The sequence below is a fragment of the Agromyces marinus genome (assembly GCF_021442325.1).
Taxonomy (GTDB): domain Bacteria; phylum Actinomycetota; class Actinomycetes; order Actinomycetales; family Microbacteriaceae; genus Agromyces; species Agromyces marinus.
The window spans coordinates 1,117,730-1,143,969 of sequence record NZ_CP087879.1 but is presented as its reverse complement, the minus strand read 5'-3'; the positions used below and the strand labels follow the sequence as shown (position 1 = coordinate 1,143,969).

The 26,240-nt window shown below is 72.4% G+C and carries 24 protein-coding genes and 1 pseudogene; 5 read left to right on the top strand and 20 right to left on the bottom strand.

Translation table 11 applies throughout. The annotated features are described in order from the left end of the window. The 11 genes and pseudogenes from DSM26151_RS05355 to DSM26151_RS05310 form a co-directional block, all read right to left on the bottom strand. Positions 1-792, bottom strand: coding sequence for a CoA transferase subunit A (locus tag DSM26151_RS05355; protein WP_234661384.1), 792 nt, complete (start codon positions 790-792; stop codon positions 1-3). Beyond that, entirely contained in the window at positions 789-1,757 is a 969-nt protein-coding gene (locus tag DSM26151_RS05350; protein ID WP_234661383.1) for an alpha/beta fold hydrolase, read from the bottom strand. Before DSM26151_RS05350 ends, DSM26151_RS05355 begins: the two co-directional genes overlap by 4 nt. Further along, a complete protein-coding gene (locus DSM26151_RS05345; RefSeq protein ID WP_234661382.1) occupies positions 1,754-2,500 on the bottom strand; it encodes a 3-hydroxybutyrate dehydrogenase in 747 nt (248 codons plus the stop codon). Before DSM26151_RS05345 ends, DSM26151_RS05350 begins: the two co-directional genes overlap by 4 nt. After that, positions 2,497-3,156 (bottom strand): TetR/AcrR family transcriptional regulator, encoded by a 660-nt coding sequence (locus DSM26151_RS05340; RefSeq protein ID WP_234661381.1) that lies wholly within the window; start codon positions 3,154-3,156, stop codon positions 2,497-2,499. Before DSM26151_RS05340 ends, DSM26151_RS05345 begins: the two co-directional genes overlap by 4 nt. Further along, positions 3,153-4,733 carry a class I adenylate-forming enzyme family protein gene (locus DSM26151_RS05335; protein WP_234661380.1) on the bottom strand — a complete coding sequence of 527 codons (1,581 nt, stop codon included), beginning with the start codon at positions 4,731-4,733 and terminating at the stop codon, positions 3,153-3,155. The genes DSM26151_RS05340 and DSM26151_RS05335 overlap by 4 nt, the downstream gene beginning before the upstream one ends. Further along, a complete protein-coding gene (locus tag DSM26151_RS05330) occupies positions 4,726-5,814 on the bottom strand; it encodes a branched-chain amino acid ABC transporter permease (RefSeq protein WP_234661379.1) in 1,089 nt (362 codons plus the stop codon). Before DSM26151_RS05330 ends, DSM26151_RS05335 begins: the two co-directional genes overlap by 8 nt. Continuing rightward, the gene (locus tag DSM26151_RS05325) at positions 5,811-6,686 is read right to left on the bottom strand and encodes a branched-chain amino acid ABC transporter permease (protein ID WP_234661378.1); all 876 of its coding nucleotides are present in this window, start codon (positions 6,684-6,686) and stop codon (positions 5,811-5,813) included. The genes DSM26151_RS05330 and DSM26151_RS05325 overlap by 4 nt, the downstream gene beginning before the upstream one ends. Continuing rightward, positions 6,686-7,417, bottom strand: a complete 732-nt coding sequence (locus DSM26151_RS05320; RefSeq protein ID WP_234661377.1) for an ABC transporter ATP-binding protein — start codon at positions 7,415-7,417, stop codon at positions 6,686-6,688. The genes DSM26151_RS05325 and DSM26151_RS05320 overlap by 1 nt, the downstream gene beginning before the upstream one ends. Continuing rightward, the gene (locus DSM26151_RS15180; RefSeq protein WP_407651031.1) at positions 7,414-7,461 is read right to left on the bottom strand and encodes a hypothetical protein; all 48 of its coding nucleotides are present in this window, start codon (positions 7,459-7,461) and stop codon (positions 7,414-7,416) included. The genes DSM26151_RS05320 and DSM26151_RS15180 overlap by 4 nt, the downstream gene beginning before the upstream one ends. Before the next feature lie 234 nt (positions 7,462-7,695). Continuing rightward, positions 7,696-8,094 (bottom strand): annotated as a pseudogene (locus DSM26151_RS15175) (ATP-binding cassette domain-containing protein); the annotation flags it as partial. 138 nt (positions 8,095-8,232) lie between these two features. Then, positions 8,233-9,429 (bottom strand): substrate-binding domain-containing protein, encoded by a 1,197-nt coding sequence (locus DSM26151_RS05310; RefSeq protein ID WP_234661375.1) that lies wholly within the window; start codon positions 9,427-9,429, stop codon positions 8,233-8,235. Positions 9,430-9,550: 121 nt separating this feature from the next. Between DSM26151_RS05310 and DSM26151_RS05305 the strand changes: the two genes are divergently transcribed. After that, positions 9,551-10,735: an acetyl-CoA C-acetyltransferase gene (locus DSM26151_RS05305; protein ID WP_234661374.1), complete on the top strand. Its 1,185-nt coding sequence runs from the start codon at positions 9,551-9,553 to the stop codon at positions 10,733-10,735. Positions 10,736-10,810: 75 nt separating this feature from the next. Here the strand turns inward: DSM26151_RS05305 and DSM26151_RS05300 are convergent, their stop codons facing one another. The 3 genes from DSM26151_RS05300 to DSM26151_RS05290 all read right to left on the bottom strand — a co-directional run bounded on the left by DSM26151_RS05300 (position 10,811) and on the right by DSM26151_RS05290 (position 13,965). Beyond that, the gene (locus tag DSM26151_RS05300) at positions 10,811-12,136 is read right to left on the bottom strand and encodes a M50 family metallopeptidase (RefSeq protein ID WP_234661373.1); all 1,326 of its coding nucleotides are present in this window, start codon (positions 12,134-12,136) and stop codon (positions 10,811-10,813) included. Between the two features lie 65 nt (positions 12,137-12,201). Continuing rightward, entirely contained in the window at positions 12,202-13,296 is a 1,095-nt protein-coding gene (gene dxr / locus DSM26151_RS05295) for a 1-deoxy-D-xylulose-5-phosphate reductoisomerase (RefSeq protein ID WP_234661372.1), read from the bottom strand. A 27-nt stretch (positions 13,297-13,323) separates the two neighbouring features. Further along, positions 13,324-13,965 carry a 4'-phosphopantetheinyl transferase family protein gene (locus DSM26151_RS05290; protein WP_234661371.1) on the bottom strand — a complete coding sequence of 214 codons (642 nt, stop codon included), beginning with the start codon at positions 13,963-13,965 and terminating at the stop codon, positions 13,324-13,326. 86 nt (positions 13,966-14,051) lie between these two features. Here DSM26151_RS05290 and DSM26151_RS05285 point away from each other — a divergent pair, with 86 nt between their 5' ends. Continuing rightward, positions 14,052-14,813 carry a lysophospholipid acyltransferase family protein gene (locus DSM26151_RS05285; RefSeq protein ID WP_407651016.1) on the top strand — a complete coding sequence of 254 codons (762 nt, stop codon included), beginning with the start codon at positions 14,052-14,054 and terminating at the stop codon, positions 14,811-14,813. Positions 14,814-14,920: 107 nt separating this feature from the next. After that, positions 14,921-15,814 carry a hypothetical protein gene (locus DSM26151_RS05280; RefSeq protein WP_234661370.1) on the top strand — a complete coding sequence of 298 codons (894 nt, stop codon included), beginning with the start codon at positions 14,921-14,923 and terminating at the stop codon, positions 15,812-15,814. A 10-nt stretch (positions 15,815-15,824) separates the two neighbouring features. Here DSM26151_RS05280 and DSM26151_RS05275 read toward each other — a convergent pair whose 3' ends face one another. Continuing rightward, entirely contained in the window at positions 15,825-16,304 is a 480-nt protein-coding gene (locus DSM26151_RS05275) for an OsmC family protein (RefSeq protein WP_234661369.1), read from the bottom strand. A 103-nt stretch (positions 16,305-16,407) separates the two neighbouring features. Between DSM26151_RS05275 and gabT the strand changes: the two genes are divergently transcribed. Together gabT and DSM26151_RS05265 are read left to right on the top strand one after the other, a co-directional pair. Further along, a complete protein-coding gene (gene gabT / locus DSM26151_RS05270; protein ID WP_234661368.1) occupies positions 16,408-17,790 on the top strand; it encodes a 4-aminobutyrate--2-oxoglutarate transaminase in 1,383 nt (460 codons plus the stop codon). A 5-nt stretch (positions 17,791-17,795) separates the two neighbouring features. Further along, a complete protein-coding gene (locus tag DSM26151_RS05265) occupies positions 17,796-18,785 on the top strand; it encodes an asparaginase (protein WP_234661367.1) in 990 nt (329 codons plus the stop codon). Between the two features lie 37 nt (positions 18,786-18,822). Here the strand turns inward: DSM26151_RS05265 and DSM26151_RS05260 are convergent, their stop codons facing one another. From DSM26151_RS05260 to DSM26151_RS05240, 5 genes are all read right to left on the bottom strand, one after another. Beyond that, a complete protein-coding gene (locus DSM26151_RS05260) occupies positions 18,823-19,626 on the bottom strand; it encodes an ABC transporter permease (protein ID WP_234661802.1) in 804 nt (267 codons plus the stop codon). Between the two features lie 95 nt (positions 19,627-19,721). Beyond that, positions 19,722-20,633 (bottom strand): ABC transporter permease, encoded by a 912-nt coding sequence (locus DSM26151_RS05255; protein WP_234661366.1) that lies wholly within the window; start codon positions 20,631-20,633, stop codon positions 19,722-19,724. Positions 20,634-20,636: 3 nt separating this feature from the next. Continuing rightward, complete coding sequence (locus DSM26151_RS05250; protein ID WP_234661365.1) at positions 20,637-21,836, bottom strand: ABC transporter ATP-binding protein; 1,200 nt, start codon at positions 21,834-21,836, stop codon at positions 20,637-20,639. Then, the gene (locus DSM26151_RS05245) at positions 21,836-23,050 is read right to left on the bottom strand and encodes an ABC transporter substrate-binding protein (RefSeq protein ID WP_234661364.1); all 1,215 of its coding nucleotides are present in this window, start codon (positions 23,048-23,050) and stop codon (positions 21,836-21,838) included. Before DSM26151_RS05245 ends, DSM26151_RS05250 begins: the two co-directional genes overlap by 1 nt. A gap of 158 nt (positions 23,051-23,208) precedes the next feature. Beyond that, positions 23,209-26,181 (bottom strand): FtsK/SpoIIIE domain-containing protein, encoded by a 2,973-nt coding sequence (locus tag DSM26151_RS05240; RefSeq protein WP_234661363.1) that lies wholly within the window; start codon positions 26,179-26,181, stop codon positions 23,209-23,211. Positions 26,182-26,240 lie beyond the last annotated feature (59 nt).

Sequence of the window (26,240 nt, the reverse complement as noted above, 5' to 3'; positions counted from 1 at the left end):
TCAGTTCCCCTCCGTCGTCTCGGTGGCCTGGCGCACGGTACGCCGCTCGATCCGCTTCTCGACGTCGCGACCGACCTCGACGACGCGGTCGACGAAGATGCCGGGCAGGTGCACGGCGTCCGGGTCGAGCTCGCCCGGCTCGACGAGCTCCTCCACCTCGGCGATGCAGACGCGCCCGGCCATCGCGCACAGCGGCGAGAAGTTGCGGGCCGACTTGTCGAAGACGAGGTTGCCGTGCCGGTCGCCCTTCAGCGCGTGCACGAGCGCGAAGTCGGTCGTGATGGCCTCCTCGAGCACGAACTCGTGCTCCTGCCCGCGCATCGTGAACGTCTGCACGGGCTTGGGCTCCGACGCGACGGCGATCGAGCCGTCGGTCGCGTACCTGCGCGGCAGGCCGCCCTCGGCGACCTGCGTGCCCACGCCGGTCTGCGTGAAGAACGCCGCGATGCCCGCGCCGCCCGCGCGCAGCTTCTCGGCGAGCGTGCCCTGCGGGGTCAGCTCGAGCTCGAGCTCGCCCGAGAGGTACTGCCGCTCGAACTCCTTGTTCTCGCCGACGTACGACGAGGTCATCTTGCGGATCAGGCCCTCGGCCAGGAGCACCCCGAGCCCCCAGTCGTCCACGCCGCAGTTGTTCGAGACGACCGACAGGCCGCCGACGCGGCGCTCGAGCAGCGCCTGGATCAGCACCATGGGGATGCCGCACAGCCCGAACCCGCCGACCGCGAGCGACGCTCCGTCGGGGATGTCGGCGACCGCCTCCGCGGCCGATGGGAACGTCTTGTCCAGTGTCATCGTGTGACCTCCTCGTCAACGGCGCCGATGCGCTCCATCAGTCGGCCGTGAGCGGATGCCGCGGCATCCGCCTCGACCAGTCGCGGTGCTGCGACCGCGGCGACCCGGGCCGCCCCGGCATCCGTCATCACGACCGTGTAGTGGTTGAGCCCCGCGACCTCGGTGACGCGGAGCGCCGGCGTCCGTCGTGCGCACGCCGTCACCCGTTCGGCAGGGTACAGGGCTTCGGGCTGATCGAGCAGCCCGCGCTCGGCGCGGAGGAAGTCCACGGGCCCGGGCAGGCTCGCGAGGGCCTCGGCGTAGCCGCCGCTGCCGTCCAGTTCGAGCACGTTCTGCGCGACGGCGGCCGCGACCGACGAACTGCGCAGCTCGGGCGCGCCGCCCACGAGGTCGTAGGCGACGTAGTCGGCGACGCGCTCGTCCCACGCGGGGCCGATGCCCGGGTGCGCCCTCCAGAAGTCCGCGTACGCGTCCTCGGTCGGGAAGCGCATCTCGAGCCGCGCGATCGCCGGCCCGAGCACGGCCGAGGCGACCTCGTCGGGCGCGAGCCCCTCGGGGTGCGGGATCGGCAGGCCGCCGTCGACGAGCACGACGCCCGCGACGCGGTCGGGACGCGCCGCGGCGAGGCGCACGGCGACGAACGCGCCCATCGAATGGCCGATGACGAAGGCCCGGTCGATGCCGAGCGCGTCGAGTACGCGGACCTGGTCCTCGGCATGGTCCACGAGCGACCACGGTCCCGGCAGATCGGCCGAGCGACCACGGCCCCGCAGGTCGGGCGCGACGATGCGGCGCCCGCGAAGCGCACCGGCGACGTGATGCCAGGCCCGGTGGCTCGCGGTGATGCCGTGCACGGCGAGGATCGGGGTGCCCGTGGCATCCGCTCGCCACTGGCCGCCCGCGAGGGCGCCGCCGCGGACGGGTGCGCTGAACGCCTCGGGTCCGATCGCCTCGGGTCCGATCATCGGGCGCTCCATCCGCCGTCCATCGTGTAGCTCGCGCCGGTCACCATGCGGGCGTCCTCGCTCGCGAGCCAGCGCACGAGGCTCGCGACCTCCGCCGGCTCGACCAGCCGCTTGATCGCCGACTCGGTGAGCATGACCTTCTCGACGACATCGGCCTCGGGGATGCCGTGCACCCTCGCCTGGTCGGCGACCTGCTGCTCGACGAGCGGGGTGCGCACGTAGCCCGGGTTGACGCAGTTCGAGGTCACGCCGTGCGCGCCGCCCTCGAGCGCCGTGACCTTCGAGAGGCCTTCGAGCCCGTGCTTGGCCGCGACGTACGCCGACTTGTACGGCGAGGCACGCAGGCCGTGCACGCTCGAGACGTTGATCACCCGACCCCAGCCGCGCTCGTACATGCCGGGCAGCGCCGCCCGGATGAGCAGGAACGGCGCCTCGAGCATGACGCGGAGCAGCAGCGAGAAGCGTTCGGGCTCGAACTCCTCGATGGGGCGCACGTGCTGGAGCCCGGCGTTGTTGACGAGGATGTCGGCCTCGAGCGAGAGCTCCGCGAGCGCGGCGGTCTCGCCGAGGTCGACCCGCCACGCCTCGCCGCCGACGCGGTCGGCCGCCTCGGCGGCGGCGGCTCCGTTCAGGTCCGCGATGACCACGTGCGCCCCCGCGCCGGCGAGCGCCTCGGCGCACGCGAGCCCGATGCCGCTCGCACCGCCGGTGACGATCGCGCGCCGGCCTGCCAGTGAAGTCATGAACCGCCCTCCCCTTCGCCACGGCCGCGCCCGAGGGCGCCGCCGATGAATCGCATCATCTCGTCGAACACGTGATCCGGGACGGCGGAGGTGCCCGAAGCGGTCGGGTCGGCGTCGCCGCCCGCGCCGTCGCCGCCGGTGCCCCACAGCACCCAGCGCATGCCGATCATCTCGCCGATGCCCATGAGAGCCCAGGCGGCCACCGTCGGGTCGATGTCGGTGATCTCGCCGTCATCCTGCGCCTGCCGGAGCCCGTCGATGTAGCCCTCGACGATGCGCGTGTAGTGCATCCGGAGCGCGCCCGGCGAGACGAACTCGGCCTCGCGCACGACCCGGTACAGGGCGGGGTGCTCGGCGGTGAACCGGAAGAACCCCGCGAAGCCGGCGCGCTCGGCCTCGAGCCTCGTGCTCGCGCCGCGCGCACCCTCGCTCATGGCGTGGCGCACGCGCTGGTTCAGGTCCTCGACGAGTTCGTCGAACACGTCGAGCTTCGAGTCGAAGTACAGGTAGAACGTTCCCTGCCCGACGCCCGCGCGCTCGGTTATGCGCGAGACGGATGCCTCGGTGTACCCGTGCTCGGCGAACACGTGCTCGGCGGCCTCGAGGAGCCTCCTGCGCGTCTTCTCGCCGCGCGCGGTGCGCGGTGCCGCGCTCATGCGTCCACCTCCGTCGTCGATGCGGACCCGGCCTCGCGTTCGGCCTCGCGCAGCCGTGCGGCCCGTTCGGCGAGCACGCGGCGCAGGGTCTTGGCCGCGGTCGAGCGCGGGATCTCGTCGATGAAGCGGATGTCGCGCGGCACCTTGTAGCCCGCGAGCGAGCCGCGGGCGAACTCGGCCAGCTCGGCGGCATCCGTGATCGCGCCCGGCCGCAGGACCACCCAGGCCGAGCCGGCCTCGCCCCAGCGCTCGTCGGGCACGCCCACGACCGCGACGTCGGCGACGGCCGGGTGGGCGATCAGCACGGACTCGACCTCGGCCGGCGAGACGCCCTCGCCGCCCGAGATGTACACGTCGGAGAGCCGGTCGACGATCGTGAAGTGGCCGTCGGCGTCGCGCCGGACGAGGTCGCCCGTGTGCAGCCAGCCGTCCCGCAGCGCCGCCGCGGTCGCCTCGGGGTCGCGGAAGTAGCCGGGGAACACCCCCGGGCCGGCGACGAGGAGCTCGCCCTCCGCCGCGCCGGCGAGCAGCTCGCCCGTCGCCGGGTCGGCGACGCGCACGTCGACGTGCGCGTATGCGACGCCCGCCGAGCCGACGCGCTCCCGTGCCTCGCGGTCGGGCAGGCACAGCACGTTGGGCGAGGCCTCGGTGAGCCCGTAGCCCTGCGTGAGCGCGACGCCGCGCGCGTGCCAGGTGCGCAGCAGCGCGGGCGGCATCGGGGCGCCGCCGACGACCGCGTGCCCGAGGCTCGAGAGGTCGGTGTGCGCGAAGTCAGGGTGCTGGGCGAGGAAGAGGTAGTTCGCGGGCACGCCCATCATCGTCGTGATCCGGCGCTCCGCCACCAGCCGGAGCACCCGGCCCGGATCGAACGTGCGCTCGAGCACGACCGTGGCCCCGGACCACCACGCCAGCAGCGGCTGGATGTTCCATCCGCCGACGTGGAACTGCGGCATGACCGCCAGCACGACGTCGTGCTCGGCGATCTGGATGGTCTTGGACAGCGACAGGTTCGTCCAGAAGCAGTTCGCGTGCGTGAGCATCGCGCCCTTCGGGCGAGACGTCGTGCCCGACGTGAACACGATGAGCAGCACGTCGTCGTCGCGGACCTCGGTGCGGGTCTCGGGCGTCTCGGTACGCGCGCCCGGGTGCGGCACGCGCTGCTCGACGCCGTGCGCGCCGAGCGCGGCGACCGGGATGCGCCGTGCGACGCGGGCCAGCGTGGCGCGCGCGAGCGTGGCGAACTCGTCCTCGACGAGCAGCAGCACGGGGTCGGCGATCTCGAGCTGCTCCGCGAGCTCACGCGGCGAGAGCCGCCACGACAGCGGCACGAGCACGAGTCCGGCCTTCGCGCAGGCGAAGAACAGCACGACGTGGTCGGCGCTGTTGCCCGTGATCGTCGCGACGCGGTCGCCGATCGCGTACCCCGCCTCGCGGAACGTCGCGGCGAGCCGTGCGGCGCGCTCGTCCAGCCCGCGGTAGGTCAGCGCGACCCCCCGGTCGTCGACCGCGACCGCGTCGGGCGCGGTCCGCGCCCGATCGGCGGTCCAGCGACCCAGCGTGCATGCCCCGTCAGGCATCGACGGCCCCCTCCGGCTCGACCGGGTGCTGCTTGCGGCCCGTGGCGATGCGTGCCGGGAGCCCCGCGATGCCCCCCGGGAGGAACAGGACCACGAGCACGAACAGCGTGCCCAGGATGAACAGCGGCTCGGACAGCGGGATCCGGAGCACGTCGGGCAGGGCGGCGATCGCGTCCGACCCGGCGAGCGCCGTGAGCCGCTGGTCGAGCAGTGTGTAGACGATACCGCCGACGACCGCGCCCCAGCGCGCCCCCACACCGCCGAGGACGACGATGACGAGCAGCGTGAGCGTGAAGTCGGCGGTCGCGACGCGCGGCGCGGCTCCGGACTGGAGCAGCAGGTAGCCCATGCCCGCGACCGAGGCGAGCACGCTCGCGGCGATGAACACGAGGAGCTTGACGTTGTAGGGGCGCATGCCGATGACGCGCACCCGGAGCTCGTTCTCGCGGACCGCCTCGGCGACATGGCCGGCACGGCTCTTCTCGACCCACAGCACGACGAGGTACACCGCGACGAGGATGCCGAGGGCGACCCAGTAGAGGTTGCGGGTGTCGACGACGCCGACGAGGTCGCCGGGCACGTGGGTCGTGTCCAGCGGCAGGCCCTCCTCGCCGCCGGTCGCGCTGCCGGGGTTGCGGCGGATGAGCACCGACCCGGCCTGGGCGAACGCGAGGGTGACCATCGCGAACGAGATCCCGGTGACGCGCAGGGCGAGCGCGCCGACGGTCGCCGCGAGCACGAAGCCGAGCACGAGCGTGACGAGGATCGACACCGTGAACACGAGCGCGCTCGGCCACTCGGCCGGGCCGAACGCCTCCAGGGTCATCGCCAGGCCGTACGCGCCCGCGGCGAAGAACAGCGCGTGGCCGAACGAGAGCAGGCCGGCCAGGCCGAACATCATGCGGTAGGTGAGCGCGAGCGCGGCGATGAGCAGGGCGAAGGCGAGCAGCTGCAGGGTTCCCGGCGTGTAGGTCGGGCCGGGCAGGACGCCCGGGATGTCGATGGCGAGCAGCGGCAGCACCGCGAGGGCGATGACGAGCAGGATGCCGCCGACGAGCAGGCGGAGCGAGGTCTTGGTCATGCGGCCTTCCCCATGAGTCCACGCGGGCGGATGAGCAGCACGGCGGCGAGGAGCACGACGACGACGAGGTCGCCGGTGCCGCCGAGGAAGAAGTTCGCGAACTGCTGCAGTACGGCCACGAGCACCGACGCGATCGCGGCGCCCGTGAGCGAGCCGAGGCCGCCGATGACGGTCACGATGAACGCGAAGATGAGCAGGATCGATCCGAGGTGCGCCGAGACGTACCCGTAGTAGACGGATGCCAGCACGCCGCCGAGTCCGGCGGCGGCGCCGCCGATGGCGAACACGAGCGTGAACGAGCGGCGGACGTCGATGCCGAGCGCGGTCACCATGTTCCGGTTCTCGACGCCCGCGCGGATGATGAGGCCGTACCTGGTGCGTCTGAGGAAGAGCACGATGCCGCCGAGCACGAGCGCGGCGCACGCGATGAGCAGGAACCGGTCGTTCGGGATGCGGGCGCCGAGGATCTCGGTGGTCTGGGTGAGCCAGGCGGGCCGGTCGGTGTAGATCGGGTCGGTGCCCCAGATGCCCTCGAACAGGGCGACCGCGGCGAGGGAGATGCCGACCGTGACGAGCGCCTGCTCGATGTGGCGCTCGTAGAGGCGTCGGATGATGAGCACCTCGGTGAGCACGGCGACGGTCGCGCCGACGAGGATGCCGACGACCGCGGAGATCACCAGGCCCGTCCACGTGCCGTCGGAGATGCGACGCCCGACCTCCCAGCCGAGGAATGCCGCGATCGTGAGGAAGGCGCCGTGGGCGAAGTTCAGCACGCCCATGAGCCCGTAGATGAGGGAGAGCCCGCTGGCGACGAGGAAGTACAGCGCGCCGAGGCCGAGGCCCGTGACGAGCAGCAGGATCAGGGTGTCCATCAGGCGGCCTCCCGTTCGTCGTGCACGCCGAGGAAGCGCTGCACGCGGTCGTGGTCGTCGAGGAGCTCACCGGCCGTGCCGGTGAACACGACGCGGCCCGAGGAGAGCACGACCACGCGTTCGGCCAGTCGCCGCACGACGTGGAGGTTCTGCTCGACGAGCAGGATCGGTGCGGTCCGCGCGGCCTCGGCGAGCGCATCGGCCACCTCGTCGACGATGCGCGGTGCGAGGCCCTTCGTGGGTTCGTCGACCAGCAGGAGCCGGTTCTCGTTGACGAGGGCGCGGGCGAGCGAGAGCATCTGCTGCTGCCCGCCCGAGAGGGTGCCCGCTCGCTGGCCGCGGCGGGCGACCAGGTCGGGGAAGAGGGATGCCACGAGCTCGCGCCGCGGCATCCGGTCGCGCTCGGCCAGCCGGAGGTTCTCCTCGACGGTGAGCGTTCCGAAGACCTCGCGGTCCTCGGGCACGTAGGCGACGCCGCGTCCGACGATGCGGTGGGTCGGGAGCCGGTCGATGCGCTCGCCCGCGAGGCGCACCTCGCCGGTGCGTTCGATCAGGCCGAGGATCGACCTGATCGTCGAGGTCTTGCCGACGCCGTTGCGTCCGAGCAGGGCGGTCACGCCCGTCGCGGGCACGTCGAACGCGACGTCCTCGACGACCTGCTGTCCCGCGATCCGGCCGTGCAGGCCGCGGACCGACAGGATGGGTTCTGCGGCCGGATGCTCGCGGGTCATGCTGCGGTCCCGAGGTAGGCGGACTGGACGGTGGGGTTCGCCATGACGGCCTCCGGGGAGTCGGCGGCGAGCAGTTCGCCGTGGTGCATGACGGCGACCCGGTCGGCCAGGCCGAGGACGACGTCCATGTGGTGCTCGACCATGAGCACGGTGCGCCCGCCGCGGTGGAGCCCGCGGATGACCTCGGTGAGCGCGGGGACGTCGGCCGAGCCGACGCCCGCCATGGGCTCGTCGAGGAGGATCACGCGTGGCTCCATCGCGATGAGCATCGCGATCTCGACCTTGCGCTTCTCGCCGTGGCTGAGCCCGGAGGCGCCGGCATCGGCCCGGTGGGCCATGCCGACCTCCTCGAGGGCGGCGAGTGCTCGGCCGGTGGCGGCATCCGTGCGCCTGGGGGTTCGGAACACGGATGCCGCGCGGCCCTCGCGCGCCTGAGCCGCCAGCCGCACGTTCTCCAGGACGTCGAGTGCGGGGAACAGGCTCGAGGTCTGGAACGTGCGGCCGAGCCCGGCCGCCGCCCGCCGGTGGACGGGGTGGGCGGTCACGTCGGCGCCGGCGAGGCGAACCGACCCCTCGGTCGGCTTCAGGATGCCGGAGACGACGTTGAACAGCGTCGTCTTGCCGGCCCCGTTCGGGCCGATGACGCCGAGCATCTCTCCCACGGGCACGGCGAGCGACACGTCCCTGAGCAGGTGTGCGCCGCCGATGCTGAGCGAGACGTGCTCGAGTTCGAGCGCCGGGTGGTCGGTCATGGTCGAAGCGTCCTTCGGTTCGCGGTCGGGTCGGGTCGGATCGGGCGGATCGGGCGGATCGGATCAGCCGGCGACCGGCGGGGCGACGTCCTCGGCGTCGACGGTGTCGACGAGTTCGGGCGCCCAGCCGTCGGCGCCGTCGACGAGTTTGACCTGGTACATCGGCTGGATGAGCGCGTGGTCCTCGGCGCGGACGGTGATCTCGCCCTTGACCGACTCGAACGTCCATCCCTCGAGTGCCTCGATCATGGCCGCGACGTCGTCGCCGCCCTCGCGGACGGCCTGCACGATCATCTGCGCGGCCACGAACCCGTCGACCGAGAAGAGGTCGGGCTCGGCGCCGTCCTCCTCGAGCCGCTCGATCATCGCGGCTTCGACGTCGGTGCCCGCCGCGCCGCCGAAGTAGTGGTTGAGGAACGAGATCTCCGAGGAGGCGTCGCCGTAGGCCTGGTAGGTCGCGACGTCTCCGAGCCCGGTCACGACCGGGACCGCGTCGAACACGCCCTGCTGCTGCAGCGAGGTCCACATCGCGCCAGAGGAGGCCCCGGCCCAGGCGACGAAGACGAGGTCGGCGTCGGCGTCGAGGAGTTGCTGCGCGAACGGGGTGAACTCGGTCGCGTCCTCTGCGACGAGCACGCCCTGCACCTCGGCGCCCTGGCCGCCGAGCACCGCTTCGACGCCGGCGAGGTTGCCCTGGCCGAACGCGGTGTCCTGCGCGAACACGACGACCTTCTTGCCCTCGGGGTCGCCGATGAACGTTCCCGCGGTCGCGACGTCCTGGTAGGTCTGCCGGCCCGAGCGGAAGGTGTACTCGTTGACACCCGTGATCGCGTCGGCGGCGGCGGGGCCCGAGATGTAGAGGATCTCGTTCTGCTCGGCCTGTTCGGCGAGCGAGACCGCGATGCCCGAGACGACGGTGCCCGCGAGCACGGAGGTGCCCTGGCCGATGAGGTCCTTGGCCTTGGCGACCGCGGTGTCGGGGTTGCCCTGGTCGTCCGCCCAGGTGATGTCGAGTTCGCGGCCGTCGACGGCGCCGGTGCCGTCCGTGGCGTAGTCGAGGCCGGCTTCGAACCCGGCGGTGTAGGCCTCGCCGTAGGCGGCGAGGGGGCCGGTCTGCGACGTGATCATGCCGATGGCGACGGGGGCTGCATCGCCGGTGTCGGCGTCGCCTCCCGCGGTGGTGGTCGGAGCGCATCCGACCAGGGTCAGCGCCGCGACGGCGACGAACGCCGGGGCGAGATACTTCGGTGCAACTCGCATGCTGTGAGCCTCTCTGGGTGACGACGATGTCAAACCTGACAGGTGGTTCAGGTCTCAGGAACGTACACTAGAGTCAACCGCGCACGATGCGCAAGCCTCGAGACGAAGGAGTCCACCCGACATGAGCGTTCCCGACGTCGTGATCATCGCCGGCGCCCGCACCCCGTTCGGCCGCATCGCCGGCAACCTCGGCAGCCGCACCGCCGTCGAACTCGGCACGGTCGCCATCCGCGGCGCGATCGAGAAGGCCGGGGTCTCCCCCGACGACGTCGACGCCGTCATCATGGGCCAGGTGCTCCAGGCCGGTGCCGGCCAGAACCCCGCCAAGCAGTCGGCCGTCGCGGCCGGCATCCCCTGGCGCGTCCCCGCGGTCACGATCAACAAGGTGTGCCTCTCGGGCCTCGTCGCGATCGCCGACGCCGCCCGGCTCATCCGCCTCGGCGAGGCCGAGGTCGTCGTCGCCGGCGGCCAGGAGTCCATGACCAACGCTCCCCACGTGCTCCCCGGCTCGCGCAGGGGCACGCTCTACGGCAACGTCGAGATGCTCGACGTCACCGCCCACGACGGCCTCACCGACGCCTTCGACCACGAGTCGATGGGCGCGTCCACCGAACGGTTCAACGCCCGGTACGGACTCGGGCGAACCGAGCAGGACGAAGTGGCCGCGGCATCCCACGTGCGCGCCGGGGCCGCCCAGGCCGACGGGCTGTTCGACGACGAGATCGTGCCGGTCGAGATCCCCCAGCGCAAGGGCGACCCCGTCATCGTCGGGGCCGACGAGGGCGTCCGCCCCGACTCCACGGCCGAGACCCTCGGAAAGCTCCGCCCGGCCTTCGCCGAGGGCGGCGCGATCACCGCCGGCAACTCCTCGCCCATCTCCGACGGCGCCGCGGCCGTCGTCGTCGCCTCCCGCACCTGGGCCGAGGAGCGCGGGCTGCCCTGGCTCGCCCTCGTCGGCGCATCCGGCCAGGTCGCCGGCCCCGACAACTCGCTGCACTCGCAGCCCTCGAACGCGATCGCCGCAGCGCTCGACCGCGACGGCTGGAACGCCGCCGACCTCGACCTCGTCGAGATCAACGAGGCCTTCGCGGCCGTGTCGCTCCAGTCGATGCGAGACCTCGAGCTCGACCACGAGAAGGTCAACGTCCACGGCGGGGCGATCGCGCTCGGCCACCCCATCGGCGCCTCCGGCGCCCGACTCGCCCTGCACGCGGCCCTCGAGCTCTCGCGGCGCGGCGGCGGCAGGGCGGCCGTCGCCCTGTGCGGAGGCGGCGGCCAGGGCGAGGCGCTGCTGCTCTCGCGCTGACGCACGAACCGACGCACGAACCGACGCCCGGCCGCAGGATGCGGTCGGGCGTCGGGCGCGTCCGGCGCGTCCGCCTCAGAGGATGCTGACGGGCTTGACGAGGTCCGCGTAGATGAGCAGCACGCTCATACCGCCGAGCACGATGACCATCGCGAAGGTCAGCGGCATGAGCTTGGCGAGGTCGACCGGGCCCGGGTCGGGGCGGTTCCGCAGCTTCGCCCAGCCTCGCCGGATCGCCTCCCAGATCGCGCCCGCGATGTGCCCGCCGTCGAGCGGGAGCAGCGGGATGAGGTTGAAGACGAACAGGGCCACGTTCAGCGACGCGAGGATGCCGACGAGGCCCGCAGCACGCGACGCGATCGGCACCTCGTCGAGGCTCGAGATCTCCCCCGCGAGGCGCCCGACGCCGACGACCGAGATGGGCCCGTTCGGATCGCGTTCCTCCGGACCGAACGCGGCGTTCGCGACATCCGTCATGCGCTGCGGGAGATTGACGATGATGCCCGCGACGGCCTGCACGTTCTCACCCACCATGGGCAGCACGGCCCCGGCCGGCTGGCGCACCGTCTCGGAGGCCGGTCCGATGCCGACGAAGCCGACCTCGATCGTCGCGGGCTCGCCGTCCTCGCCCTCGACGACGCGGCCGAGCTCGTCGGTCACGTACCGCTCCGAGAGCATGGGCGTGACCTGCAGCTCGACCTCCTCGCCGTCGCGCTCGACGACGACCGGGATGGGCTGCCCCGGGCGCTCGCGGATGATCGCGGTCGACTCGGTCCACGAATCGATCGGCGTCCCCGCGACCGCCAGGAGCGTGTCGCCGGGCTGGATCCCGGCCTCGGCCCCGGGCGCCGCCGGGTCGCCCGTCTCGCACGTCTGGCGCTCGCTCGTCGCGGGCAGCACGCACTCCGAGACGCTGCCGATCGTGGTCGACGGTTGAGCGATGCCGAAGCCCATGAGCAGCACGCCGAACAGCACGATCGCGAGCAGGAGGTTCATGAACGGCCCGCCGAACATGACGATGATGCGCTTCCACACCGGCAGCCGGTAGAACGCGCGGTGCTCGTCGCCGGGCGTGATCGACTCCCGGCTCGACTCGCGCGCGTCCTGCACGAGCGTGCGGAAGAAGCCGGTGCTGCCCTCGGTCGCCTGCTCGCCCTTGCCGGGCGGGAACATGCCGATCATCGCGATGTACCCGCCGAGCGGGACCGCCTTGAGGCCGTACTCGGTCTCACCGCGCCGCCTCGACCAGATCGTCGGGCCGAACCCGATCATGTACTGCGTGACCCTGACCCCGAACAGCTTCGCCGGAACGAGGTGCCCGATCTCGTGCAGGCCGATCGACAGGACGAGGCCGACGAAGATGATGGCGACGCCGATGACGAACGCGAGCACGGATTCCACCCCGTCATCGTAGGGGCGTCAGCTTGGTGCGCGCTGTCCGCAGCGGTGAGCGGATGCCGCGGGCGTCAGCCGCGCCCGGCGTGCTCGATGCGCCGGTCGGCCGCGGCCCGGGCGATGCGCTCGGCCTCGGCCAGCGAGTCGACGCTCAGCGCACCCGTGGGGGCCTCGTGCGCATCGACCACGGCGCGCACGGTTTCGACGATGTCGGTGAACCCGATCCTGCCCGCGTGGAACGCCGCGACCGCCTGCTCGTTCGCCGCGTTGAACACGGCCGGGTACTCCCCGCCGGCCCGGCCGACCTGCTTGGCCAGCCGCACGGCGGGGAACGCCTCGTCGTCGAGCGGTTCGAAGCTCCACTGCTGCGCGGTGGTCCAGTCGAGCGGGCGCCCGACGGCACCGACCCGCTTCGGCCAGTCCAGGCCGAGCGAGATCGGCAGGCGCATGTCGGGCGGCGACGCCTGCGCGATCGTGGACCCGTCGACGAACTCGACCATCGAGTGCACGATCGACTGCGGGTGCACGACGACGTCGATGCGGTCGTAGTCGACGTCGAACAGCAGGTGCGCCTCGATGACCTCGAGGCCCTTGTTCACGAGCGTCGCCGAGTTCGTCGTGACGACGAGGCCCATGTCCCACGTCGGGTGCGCGAGCGCCTCGGCGGGCGTGACGCCGACGAGCTCCTCGCGACGGCGCCCGCGGAACGGCCCGCCGGACGCGGTCAGCACGAGTCGGCGCACCTCGTCGCGCGTGCCCGATCGCAACGCCTGCGCGATGGCCGAATGCTCCGAGTCGACGGGCACGATCTGCCCGGGCTCGGCGAGCCGCGTCACGAGGTCGCCGCCGACGATGAGCGATTCCTTGTTCGCCAGAGCGAGCGTCATGCCGCGCTCGAGCGTCGCGATCGTCGGGCCGAGGCCCACCGATCCGGTGATGCCGTTCAGGACGACGTCGGCGTCGACGCTGCGCACCAGCTGAACGGCCTCGTCGATGCCGACCGCGGTGTGCTCGACCCCGAACTCCTCCGCCTGGCGCTCGAGCTCGGCACGGTTCGAACCGACGGCGAGGCCCACGACGTCGAAGCGCCGCGGGTTGGCCCTGATGACGTCGAGCGCCTGCGTGCCGATGGAACCCGTGGACCCGAGGATGATGACGCTGCGCACAGCACCACCATAGGCGGCGCCCAGCGATCAGGGGCGCGGCACGAGCGCGACGGATGCCGCGGCACGGCCCGGCACGGCGACATCGCGGATCCGCACCCGCGACCACCCGTCGCCGAGTTCGGGCGCGCCCCGGACCACGCGTGCGTCGCCGGCGTCGTCGCCCGGCATCGTGAGTGCGATCCGCGCCGGCTCGACGACCGAGACGTGCCCGATCGCCCGCAGCATCGCCGCCTTGCGCGCCCACAGCTGTGCGCGCACCATCCCGCGCGCCGTCACGTCGAGCCCGTCGAGCCGCGCCCGCTCCTCCGGGTGCAGCGCCGCCTCGTCGAGCGCCGGGTCGGGCTCGGGTGCGACCGCCTCGACGCCCACCCCGAGCGCGTGCCGGGCATCGATCGCCGCGACGACCACGCCGCCGCCCGTCGCGGCATCCGCGAACCACGACGCGCCCGACGGCGTCGTCGGGTACCGCACGGCGGGGCTGCCGTGTCGCACGCCGCACAGTGGGCACGCGTGGTCGAGTTCGACGTCGTCCGCCGGGACCCCGGCGACGTGCGCGACGTGCGCGCGGAGCGCCGCATCGACGCCGATCCCCCGGCGTCCGCCCGCGACGACGAGGACGCGCACCCCCGTCCCGGGCAGCTCGATCGTCTCTCCCGGCATCCGTTCCACCCGCCCATGATGACGCACGCGGGCACGCGGTGCGGGCCACGCCCCGTATTCCGGAGTGCGCATACGGGCTGCCGTACCGTCGAGGGGTGACTCAGATCGAGGTCGATGCCGCGCCCGCGAAGCCGTCGAAGCCGGGGCCCGTCTACGGTCTCGTCCGCGGCGTCCTCCGGCCCCTCGTCCGGCTGGTCTACCGGCCGAAGATCCTCGGCGCCGAGCACGTTCCCCGCACCGGCCCGGTCATCCTCGCCTCGAACCACCTCTCCTTCGTCGACAGCATCGTCATCCCGCTCGCGGCGCCCCGGCCCGTCCAGTTCCTCGCGAAATCGCACTACTTCACCGGCACCGGCCTGAAGGGCTGGGCCTCCCGGACGTTCTTCACCGCGATCGGCGCGGTCGGCGTCGAGCGCGGGGCGGGCGCCCAAGCGCAGGCCGCGCTCGACCAGGGCCGTCGCATCCTGGAGTCCGGCAGCGCGTTCGCGCTCTACCCCGAAGGCACGCGATCGCTCGACGGCCGCCTCTACCGCGGGCGCACCGGCATCGCCTGGCTCGCCCTCGAGACGGGCGCGACCGTCGTCCCCGTCGGGCTCATCGGCACGCAGGAGATCCAGCCGGTCGGCTCGACGATGCCGCGCGTGGCGCCGGTGACGGTGAAGTTCGGCGAACCCCTCGACCTCTCGCGGCACGGCGCAGCCACCTCCGGGCGCGCCCGCCGGGCCGCGACCGACGAGATCATGGCGGCGATCCACGCGCTCACGGGCCAGGAACTCGCGAACGCCTACAACGAGGCACCGCCGCAGGGCACCCTGGCGAAGATCGCCGACCGCGTCGTACCGCGCGAGCGCGTCTGACCCCTGCGGGTTCCCGGGGATCAGCCCGATTCCGGCGATCGGCCCGATTCGCGGGGATCGACTTGATTCCCAGCGATCGATCCGGGCGCGCCGGTATCGTCGGCCGGATGAGGACGGCGACGCGGACGTGGATCGCGGTGATCGCGGCATCCGCGGCACTGCTGCTCTCGGCCTGCGCACCCGAGCCGGGCATGCAACGCGACGTCACCTCGCAGGACCGGCGGGCGCCGTCGACCGCGCAGTTCGACCCGGGGTTCATCGTCAGCGACGACGCCTTCTTCGATTCGGCCGCGATGACCGAGCGCGGCATCCAGTCCTTCCTGGAATCGCGGGACTGCCGGCCCGCCGACGACGTGCCCTGCCTGGCCGACTACGCCGAAGACGTCCCCGCGGTGCCGCCCGCCGGACCGCGCCACTGCACCGCAGTGCCCGCGGGCACCGCCGTGCCGGCCAGCCGCATCATCGCCGAGGTCGCCGACGCCTGCGGCGTGAGCCCGCGCACCCTGCTCGTCCTGCTCCAGAAGGAGCAATCGCTGCTCACGAGGCCGAGCACCTACGGGTACCAGCGCGCGACCGGCTACGCCTGCCCCGACACCGCCGACTGCGACACCGAGTACTTCGGCTTCTTCAACCAGGTCTACAACGCCGCCTGGCAGTTCCGGCAGTACACGGTCCAGCCGGACCGGGCCTACCGGGTCGGCCGCGTCGAGGTGGGGTACCACCCGGACACCGCCTGCGGGTCGAGCGCGATCCGGATCCGGAACCAGGCGACCGCGAACCTGTACAACTACACGCCCTACCAACCCAACGGCACGGTCCTCGAGGATCCGTCGGCGGGCGACGACTGCTCGGCCTACGGCAACCTGAATTTCTGGCGCATCTGGAACCGCTGGTTCGGCGACCCGCTCGAGGAACGGCTGCCCGAGTACTTCCCGCCGTGCTCGAGGCTCGTGGGCGGCTTCCCGTGCCCCGCTCCGGCGCCTCCCGGCTCGGCGCCGTAGCGGCGGCGGATCAGGCCTCCCGGACCAGGGTCGCCGGTTCGTGCCGGACCGGGAACGCGACGGATGCCGCGATGAAGCACTTCTCGGCCGCCTCGTGGTGCAGCGACTCGGCGAGCACCCGCATCGACTCCTCGGCCACGGTGACCCTCGGTCGGAGCACCGCCTCGACGAGGCTCCCCCCGCCGCGTCCGTCCTCGCGCATGAGGGCCGCGGCGTCGTCCTCGTAGCCCACGACGACGATGCCGTGGTTCACCGCGACATGCAGGTAGGAGAGCATGTGGCACTGACTGAGCGCCGCGAGCACCAGCTCCTCCGGATTCCACCGGTCGCGGTCGCCGTGGAACGCCCGATCGCTCGAACCGGCGATCTCGTGCAGCTTGCCAGGGGCGCGGACGACGTGCTGCCGACCGTAGGAACGGTACGAGGCGGTGCCCTCGCCCCGATCCCCCTGCCATTCGAGGCCGATCGCGTAACGGTGTTCGCCGAGCATCGCCATCCCTTCGCCGAGCGCGCGGACGAGCGCCGCGCCGAGGTCGATTCTGCACCAGAGGGCCCACGCCGCGGGCCCGACGCGGCGCTAGGCTGGGCGGATCATGACTGACACCCAGCTTCCCGTCCAGACGCTGCCCGCGGAACCGGCCGGCTCGGCCGTTCCGCAGGAACGACGGATCGTCACCGCGATCCCCGGCCCGCGTTCGCAGGAACTGCACGCCCGTCGCACCGCGGTCGTGTCCGCAGGCGTCTCCAGCGCGCTCCCGGTCTACATCGCCCGCGCCCACGGCGCCGTGATCGAAGACGTCGACGGCAACCGATTCCTCGACTTCGGCGCGGGCATCGGCGTCACGACCGCGGGCCACACGCCCGCGCGCGTCGTCGAGGCCGCGATCGATCAGTCGCGCGACGTGCTGCACACGCTCTTCACCGTGACCCCCTACGAGGAGTACGTCCGCGTCGCGGAACTGCTCGCCGAGCACACCCCCGGCGACTTCGCGAAGCGGAGCGTGCTCGTCAACTCGGGCGCCGAGGCCGTCGAGAACGGCGTGAAGATCGCCCGCAAGCACACCGGGCGACGCGCCGTCGCCGTGCTCGACCACGCGTACCACGGCCGCACGAACCTCACGATGGCCATGAACTACAAGGCCATGCCGTACGCGACCGGGTTCGGCCCGCTCGCGGGCGACGTCTACCACGCTCCGAGCTCCTACCCGTACCGCGACGGCCTGACCGGGGCCGAGGCCGCAGCACGGACCATCGGCTACCTCGAGAAGGTCGTCGGCGCGAGCGACCTCGCGTGCCTCGTCGTCGAACCCATCCAGGGCGAAGGCGGCTTCATGGTCCCCGCCGACGGCTACCTGCCCGCGCTGCAGGAATGGTGCACCGCGGCCGGCGTCGTCATGATCGCCGACGAGATCCAGACCGGCATGGCCCGCACCGGGCGCGTGTACGCCGCCGAGCACTTCGGCTGGACCCCGGACCTCGTGCTCACCGCAAAGGGGGTCGCCGCCGGCTTCCCCCTCGCCGCCGTGACCGGGCGCGCCGAGATCATGGATGCCGCACACGCGGGCGGCCTCGGCGGCACCTTCGGGGGCAACCCGGTCGCGTGCGCCGCGGCGATCGCCGTGTTCGAGACCATCGAGGCCGACGGGCTCCTCGCCGAGGCGCAGCGGATCGAGGCGACCCTGACGGCGGGCCTGGAACGGCTGCGCGAACGGCACCCGATCATCGGCGACATCCGCGGACGCGGTGCCATGATCGCGATCGAACTCGTCCAGCCGGGCACGGCCGAGACGACCAAGGCGCCCAACGCCGAGGCGGTGTCGAAGGTCATCGCCTACGCGGCCGAGCACGGCGTCCTCCTGCTGAACGCCGGGACGTGGGGCAACGTCCTGCGGTTCCTGCCGAGCCTGCGCATGACCGACGAGCTCGTCGAAGATGCGCTCGGCGTGATCGGCGACGCGTTCGCGAGCCTCGGCTGACGCACGTGGGAGAGACCTTCCCCGCGGCTGCCGCCGCCGAACTGGCCGTCGTCGAACGCGGCGGATTCGTCGAGTCCCGGCACATCGGCTCGGCGGTTGTCCTCGGTCCCGACGGCGACACGGTGCGCGTACTCGGCGCGCCGAACGCCCCGGTGCTCGCACGATCCAGCATGAAGCCGTTCCAGGCGCTCGCCGTCATGACCTCGGGCGTCACCCTGCGCGGCGAGGATGCCGCCATCGCGACCGCGAGCCACACCGGCACCTCCCGCCACGTCGCCCTCGTCCGGGGGTTGCTCGCGCGCGAGGGCCTGCCCGCATCCGCACTGCAGTGCCCGGCCGAGTTCCCGACCGACCGCGCCGCGCGCGACGAGATCGTGCGCGCCGGGCTCCGTCCGGACCCGATCACGATGAACTGCTCGGGCAAGCACGCGGCGATGCTCCTGGCCTGCCGAGCCAACGGCTGGTCGATCGAGGACTACCTGGAGCCGGAGCATCCGCTGCAGAAGCGCATCCTCGACGTGCTCGAACGACTCGCGGGCGAACGTCCGGTCGCGAGCGTCATCGACGGGTGCGGGGCGCCGGTCCACGCCGTCAGCCTCACCGCGCTCGCGCGTGGCATCCAGAAGATCACGACCTCCGCGGCGTCCTCGCCGTTCGCGCTCTTCCGCGAGGCCGCCGCGCTCACCGAGGGCGTGCGCGGCAACGGATGGGCCGTCGCCGGCGCGGGCAGGCACGACTCGGTGCTCATCGAACGCCTCGGCGTGTTCTCGAAGTTCGGTGCCGAGGGCGTGCAGGTCATGACCGCACCGGACGGCACGACGCTCGCGATGAAGATGCTCGACGGGTCGCCACGGGCCTCGGGCGTCGTCGCAGCACGCCTGCTCGTCGCGGCGGGTGCGCTGGCGGCGTCCGACGTCGACCGGGTCGAGCCCGAACTCGGACTCGACGTGCTCGGCGGTGGCCGAGCCGTCGGCCGGATCCGCGCGACGGTCTGACGCGCACGGACCCGGCCACCGGCTTCGACCGGTCCGGTCAGCCCACCTCCGCCGCGAGGCGCTTCGCCCGGGCCGCGCGCGAGACCTGCGCGATGACGACGAGCACGAGGGCCACGATGAACACCGCGGACGCGATGACGTTCGCCTCGGCCGGAATGCCGCGCGACGCCGAGATGTAGACGTACTTCGGGAACGTCGTCACGGAACCGGAGTTGAAGTTCGTGATGATGAAGTCGTCGAAGCTCAGCGCGAACGACAGCAGCGCCGCGGCCATGATGCCCGGGGTGAGCAGGGGGAACGTGATCCGCCAGAACACCGCGCGCGGCGAACCGTAGAGGTCGCGCCCGGCCTCCTCGAGGGCGGGATCGAGGCTCGCGACGCGGGCCTTGACGGTCACCACCACGAAGCTGATGCAGAACATCGTGTGCGCGAGGATGATCGTCAGCATGTCCTTCGGCACGCCCACCGCGAGGAACTGCGCCGCGAGTCCGGCGCCGAGCACGACCTCGGGGGTCGCCATGGGCAGGAACAGCAGCAGGCTGATCGACGACCGCGCCCGGAACCGGTAGCGCACGAGCGCGATCGCGATCATCGTGCCGAGCGTCGTCGCGATGACCGTCGCCACGAGGCCGATCAGGATGCTGTTGCCGAACGCCTCGCACACGGCGCCGCCCTCGACGTTGCAGACGTTCAGCCACTTGTCGAAGGTGAAGCCGCGCCACGCGATGTTGGACTTCAGGGAGTCGTTGAACGAGAACACGAACGTGTACGCGATCGGGATCAGCAGGAACACGAAGGCGATGACGACGTAGACCGGCAGGAGCCAGTCGCCGAGCCCGATCCGTCCGCGCCGGGGGCGCTGCGGCCCCCGTCGGTCCTCGAGTTCCTCGCTCTCGGCCAGCCCGCCGAGGACGGCGGCCGCCTGGACTTCTCCGCTCACAGCAGGTCCTCCGTTCCCGAGCGCTTCACGTAGACGCCGACGAGCACGAGGATCGCGGCCATCAGGATGATCGAGAGCGCCGCGGCCGCCGGGTAGTTCAGCAGCACCAGGAAGTTCGCCTCGATCACGTTGCCCATCATCTGCGTGTCCGGCCCGCCGAGGAAGTCGCGACTGGCGTTGATGTAGTCACCCGCCGCCGGGATGAAGGTCAGCAGCGTCCCCGCGACGATGCCCGGCATCGAAAGCGGGATGGTCACCTTCCGGAAGACCGTGAAGGGGTTCGCGTACAGGTCGCTGCCCGCCTCGAGGTAGCGCGTGTCGAGCCGCTCGAGCGCGGTGTAGAGCGGCAGGGTCATGAACGGGATGAAGTTGTACGTCAGGCCGAACACCACCGCGAACGGCGTCCCCGCGAAGTACGCGTCGGGTGCGAGCAGCGACAGCGCCTTCAGCGAGGTGATGATGAGCGACTCGTCCGACAGGATCTGCTTCCAGGCCAGGGTGCGCAGCAGGAAGCTGATGAAGAACGGCGCGATCACGAGCACCAGCATGAGGCTCTGCAGCAACGGCCAGCGTCGCGCCTTGACGCCGATGAAGTAGGCGATCGGGTAGCTGAACAGGAGCGCGAACACCGTCGCCAGCAGTGCGTAGCCGAACGAGCGCAGGATGTGCGGCCAGTACGCCTCGACGACGGCGACGTAGTTCTGCCAGTTGAACGCGTAGTCGTATACGCCGATGTCGCCGAACTCGCTGGGGGCCTGGAGCGAGGTCAGGATCAGCGAGATGAGCGGTGTCAGGAAGAACAGGACGAGGTAGAGGATGCCGGGAAGCAGCAGGAGGAGCGCGATCGGGCTCTTCCTCCTGGTGACCTGCGGCTGCGCCTCCGTCGTCGCGAATGCTGCGAAGGCCATGGCTCAGCTGCCCTCGAGCTCCGTGAGGAGCGCTTCGCGGCGCTGCACGGCGATGGACTGCGTATCCGAGTCCGCCGGGAAGCGCGAGGACTCGTCCGGTTCATCGGAGAGCCCGAACCCGTGCTCGACGTCCCAGCTGAGCCAGACCTCGGATCCCTCGTGCGCGACGGGGCCGAACGTCATGTTCTGCGCGAACACCGACATCGTTCCGACGCCCGGGACCGCGACCGTGTACTCGGTGCTCACCCCGGCGAACGACACGTCGATGACGTGCCCCGGGCCGAGCAGGTTCCGACCCGACGACGGCTCCGGCTCCTCCGGATGCAACGTGACCTTCTCGGGTCGGACCCCGATCGTGACCAGGCCCTGGTGCCGCTGCGAGCGCGACGTGGGCACCACGATGCGATGGCCGCCCGCGTCGACGGTGATCGCCGCGTCGGTCGTGGCGACCACATCGCCCGTGAACAGGTTCGACTTGCCGAGGAAGTTCGCCACGAACGCCGTGCGCGGCAGCTCGTAGAGCTCCTCCGGCGCACCCATCTGCTCGATCGCGCCCTTGTTCATCACCGCGACGGTGTCGGCCATGGTCATGGCCTCCTCCTGGTCGTGGGTGACATGGAGGAAGGTCAGTCCGACCTCCTCCTGGATGGTCTTGAGCTCGAGCTGCATCTGCCGGCGGAGCTTCAGGTCGAGTGCACCGAGCGGTTCGTCGAGCAGCAGCAGCGCGGGCCGGTTCACGATCGCCCTGGCGAGGGCGACGCGCTGCTGCTGGCCGCCGGAGAGCTGGGCCGGTCGGCGTTGCGCGAGGTGGTCGAGTTCGACGAGCGCGAGCGCCTCGTGGGCCCTGGCCTGCGCGTCGGCGATCCGGCGACGCTTGAGCCCGAACGCGACGTTCTCGATGATCGACATGTGCGGGAACAGCGCGTAGCTCTGGAACACCGTGTTGACGGGGCGCTGGTGCGCACGCGTGGCCGTGACGTCCTTCCCGCCGATCAGGATGCGCCCGTTGGTCGGCTCCTCGAGCCCGGCGACCAGACGCAGCGTGGTGGTCTTCCCGCAGCCCGACGGGCCGAGCAGGGCGAAGAACGAGCCGGCGGGAATCGTGAGGTCGAGCTCCTCGATGGCCGTGAAGCCCGGGAAGCGCTTCTGGATCCCGACGAGCTCGAGGTCGGCCCCGCTCTCGGCGAATTCGCGAACCGACATCACGAACCCAGGAGGATCTGCTGGAACTGGGTCTGGTACTTCTGCTCCTCGGCTCCCGAGAGCGCGCGGAAGATGTGCGCGGTGCTCAGGGTGTCGGCGTTGGGGAAGATCAGCTGGTTCTCGGCGAGTTCCGGGTCGATCGCGCTCGCCGCCTCCTGCGCGCCGACGACCGGCGTGATGAAGTTCACCCACGCCGCGACCTCCGCCGCGACCTCGGGCTCGTAGTAGTAGTTCATGAGCGTCTCGGCGTTGGTCTTGCGGGGCGAGCCGATCGGGATGAGGAAGTTGTCGTTCCACAGCGTGCCGCCCGCGTCCGGGATCGCGAACTGCCACTTGTCGCCGGCCTCGGCGTTCAGGACCGTGATGTCGCCCGACCAGCAGATGGCCGCGAGCGTGTCCTCGCTCTTGAGGTCCTCGAGGTAGGAGTTGCCCTTGATGTTGCGGATCTGCCCGTTGGCGACCTGCTCGTCGAGGATCTCGATGGCGGCGTCGTACTCGGCGTCGCCCCAGTCGCCCGCGATGTCCACGCCGTTCTCCAGCATGATGAGGCCCATCGTGTCGCGCATCTCGGAGAGCACGCCGACGCGGCCCTTCAGCTCGGCGTTCCAGAGGTCCTGGACCGAGGCGAGCCCGCCCGGGACCTTCTCGGTGTTCCAGCAGATGCCGGCGAAGCCGCCCTGCCACGGCAGCGAGTGCACGCGACCGGGGTCGAAGCCGGGGTTCTCGAGCGCGGGTGCGAGGTTGGCGATGTTCGGGATGTTCGCGTGGTCGAGTTCCTGCGTGTAGCCGAGCCGGATCCACCTCGAGACCATCCAGTCGGTCAGGCACACCGTGTCGGCGCCGATGTCCTGGCCGAGCGCGAGCTGGTCCTTGACCTTGCCGTAGTAGGTGTTGTTGTCGTCGACCGCGACCTCGTAGTTGACCGAGATGCCGGTCTCCTCCTCGAAGGCGACGAGGGTGGGGTAGTTGCCGGCGTCGTCCTCGTCGATGTACGCGGCCCAGTTCGCCCAGTTGAGCGTCTTGTCGTTGGCGGAGTCGTCGGCGGCGGCGGTCGGCTTCGCCTGACCGCCTCCGGTCGAACAGGCCGCGAGGGTGAGCGCCGAGGCGCCCGCTCCGGCGCCCGCGAGCAGGCTCCGGCGGGTCAGCTGCGCCCGGCGCGCCTGGGCGATGAGGGCGCGGACGGCGGGGTCCTGGGGAAGGGGTCGGCTGCTCACGAGGGTCTCCTATCGACGTGCTGCTCGTGCAAGGGGTGCGAAGATAGTGACACAGGGAACGGCCCGGTGTCAGCACATGATGTCCGAATCGTGACTTTCCATCATCGGCAGGCACGGAATCCGCATCGTTCTGCCCGTGGCGCCTGCGGAATCCGTCGTCAGCCGGTCGGCCAGGTTCGTCGCACCGCTGGCTCGCCGGGCTCGACCGACCAGCACTGGTCGCGGTGGCCGTCGAGCAGGGGCGGCAGGCCTGAGCTCCGCACCAGCGCACGGTACTCGGCCGGTCCGCCGTGCACGATCAGGTGCGCCCGCGCACGTGCCGTCGCGGCGAGCGCCCAGTTCGAGGTCCACGCCTCACCGTCGCCGATGACCGCGACCGGCACCTCGGCCGGTCCGCGGGCGAACGCGGCGGTCGCCCGCGCGACCGCCTCGGGGCCGTCGGCGAGCCGGATCGCCTCGCCGCCCGTCGGGCCGCGCTCGAGGATCCGCGCGATGGTTGCCGCGTCCGGTCCGGGTCGTGCCGAGCAGATCGCGACGCACGCGGCCCCGTCGAGGCGCAGCGCCGGCGCATCCGTCAGGTCGCTCGCGGGAGCGGGCGGCCGTGCCGCATGCAGGAACTGGGCACGGAGCCCGTTCCACTGACCGGAACCCGGCGGCGCATCGCCGCGGTGCAGCCCGCCGTCGCCGCCGGCGTGGACGAGGTCGGCACGCGTGGCGTGGCGCAGCAGCGCGTGCGTCGCGAGCAGGTCGCGGAGCCCGGGCGGCAGCGCGGACGCGCGCGTCGCGGCCGCGGCGAGCGCCGGTCCCGAGCGGCGGACCGCACGCGCCAGGTCCTCGACCGCGTCGAGCGCAGCGAAGCGGTGCTCGTCCGGCCAGCCGGCGAAGCGCAGGTCGAGGTCGTCCGCGACGACCAGTCGGACCTCGTCGGCCGCACCGGCCGCGGCGACCGCCGCCTCGCGCAGCGTCGTCAGCCGGTCCCAGTCGCGCCCTGGCGGTCCGTCCAGCCGGACCACCGCACCCGGGCCGTGCTCGCGCTCGACCTGCACCGCGATGGCCTCCAGCAGTGCGGACCGGCCCGACCCCGGGCTGCCCAGGACGAGCAGCGCGCCGTCGACCCCCGGGCTCCAGCGCACCGGCCGACGCCGCTGCTCGGCCGGGTCGTCGGCGACCCCGAGGACCAGGCCCGCCGAACCGCCCGACGGACCGTCGGATCGCACGCCGTCGGATCGCACGCCGTCGGCGTCGGAGAGCACCGCGTCGACGTCGTCGACCCCGATCCGCGCGGGCAGCCGGTCGAGCCAGGGGCGGCGCGGCGGCCCGGCCCCGGCGTACCCGGCCGCGACCGCCGCGATCGTGTCGGGGTCGGCGAGCGCGGACTGCGCCTCGACCGCGCGAGCGTCGCCGGCGTCGACCATGACCCGGCCCGGGCGGGACGGATCCAGGTGCGCGGCGGCGTCGGTCCCGACGACCGCAACGCTGTCGGCGCGCTGGAGCACGCGCAGCGACATCCGGATCCCGCAGTTCGCGCTGACCTGCTCGCGGACGACCCCGTTCGGCCGCTGCGCGGAGAGGATCAGGTGCACCCCCAGCGAGCGGCCGCGGGCGGCGATGTCGGCGACCGCCGAGCCGAGCTCCGGGAAGCGCTCGATCATCGCCTGGAACTCGTCGATGACCACGACCAGGCGAGGCAGGACGACGCTCGGCGGGACGGCGGAGATCTCGCGCGCCCCCGAATCGGCGAGGACGCGCTCGCGGTGGCGCAGCTCCGCGCGCAGGCTGGTCACGGCGCGCTGCGCCTCGTCCTCGTCGAGGTCGGTGACCGCCCCGGCCACGTGCGGGAGCCCGGCGACCGGTTCGAATGCCGCACCGCCCTTGAAGTCGACGAGGAGGAATGCGACCCGATCCGGCGGGCGCGCCGCGGCCATCGCCGTGATCCAGGCCACGAGCAGTTCGCTCTTCCCGCTCCCCGACGTGCCCGCGACGATCGCGTGCGGTCCGGCGACGAGGTCGATCTCGACGGGGCCGGAGCCCCCGGCGAGGAAGGTCGCGGGCAGACGGGCGCGGTCGGCCCCGTCGCGCGGTGCGAGTCCCGCCGGCTCCAGCAGCGATCCCAGCTCCACCCGCTCGGGCAGGGCGCGAGCGGATGCCGCGATGCCGGCCCGCCGTGCGATGGACGCGAGGCGCCCGGCCGCCTCACGGGCCTCGGCCTCCGAGAGGTACTCCGGCCGGATCGGCTCCGGCCGTGCGCCATCCACGTGCAGCACCCCGCCGCGCGTCGTCGCGGTCCGGATGATCGCGCCCACGCCGGGTGGGAGTTCGCCGACCTGCTCGGCGACGGCGAGGACGGTCTCCGAGGGCTCGCTCGCCGCGGCATCCGCCCTGCCCGGGTCGCATCGCGACTCCTCCACGCGGTCGACGATCCGCACCCGGACCGACGAGCCCGGGCGAGTCGCGTGCGGCAGCTCGTCCACCCACGCCCAGGCGTCGCCGTCCGGGCGCAGGATGCACGCCGACGGGTCGATCGTCGCGGCGACCTGCATGACGCTCGCGCGTGCAGCGGCGCGGGCCAGGGCGATGGGTCCGACGAACCCGATCCCGCCGCGCAGGTCGACCCGCACCGGGGCGTCCGTGAGCCTGGAGGCGACCGCGAGCAGGTCGTCCGCGTCCGGTTCGGACCGCTGCGCTCGCTCGATCGCGACGCGACTCGCGACCACGCCCGACCCGACGACCACCCGCCCCGGAAGGTTCGGACCCCACGCGGGAACCCCGCGGCCCTGCAACGCCCGAGCGGTCGGCGCGGCCGACCACGCCGCCGCGCGTTCGAGGTCGTGTCTCCGCGCGATCTCGTCACGCAGCCGCTGGAGCGCCGCGAGCCGCTCCCGGGTGTGCGCGCGCCGGTCCCTGCGCGCGGACCGTCGGGCGTCGAGCATCGAGGCGAGCGCGACGAGCGGGCCCAGTGCGGCGAAGGCGAGCGCGAGCGCCGAACCCGTGATCGCCCAGATCGCGAACGCACCGGCGACGGGCGCGGCCGCCGCGATCCAGGGGAAGCCCGGGCGCGGGGGGTCGGGCGGGCTCGGTGGGAGGCTGAGCGAGGGCAGTCCCTCGAGCGCGCGCGCCGCGGCATCCGTCATGCGACCACGCCATCACATCGGCAGGGGCGGGCGGGCCGGCCGACTCCCGGACGTGGGGA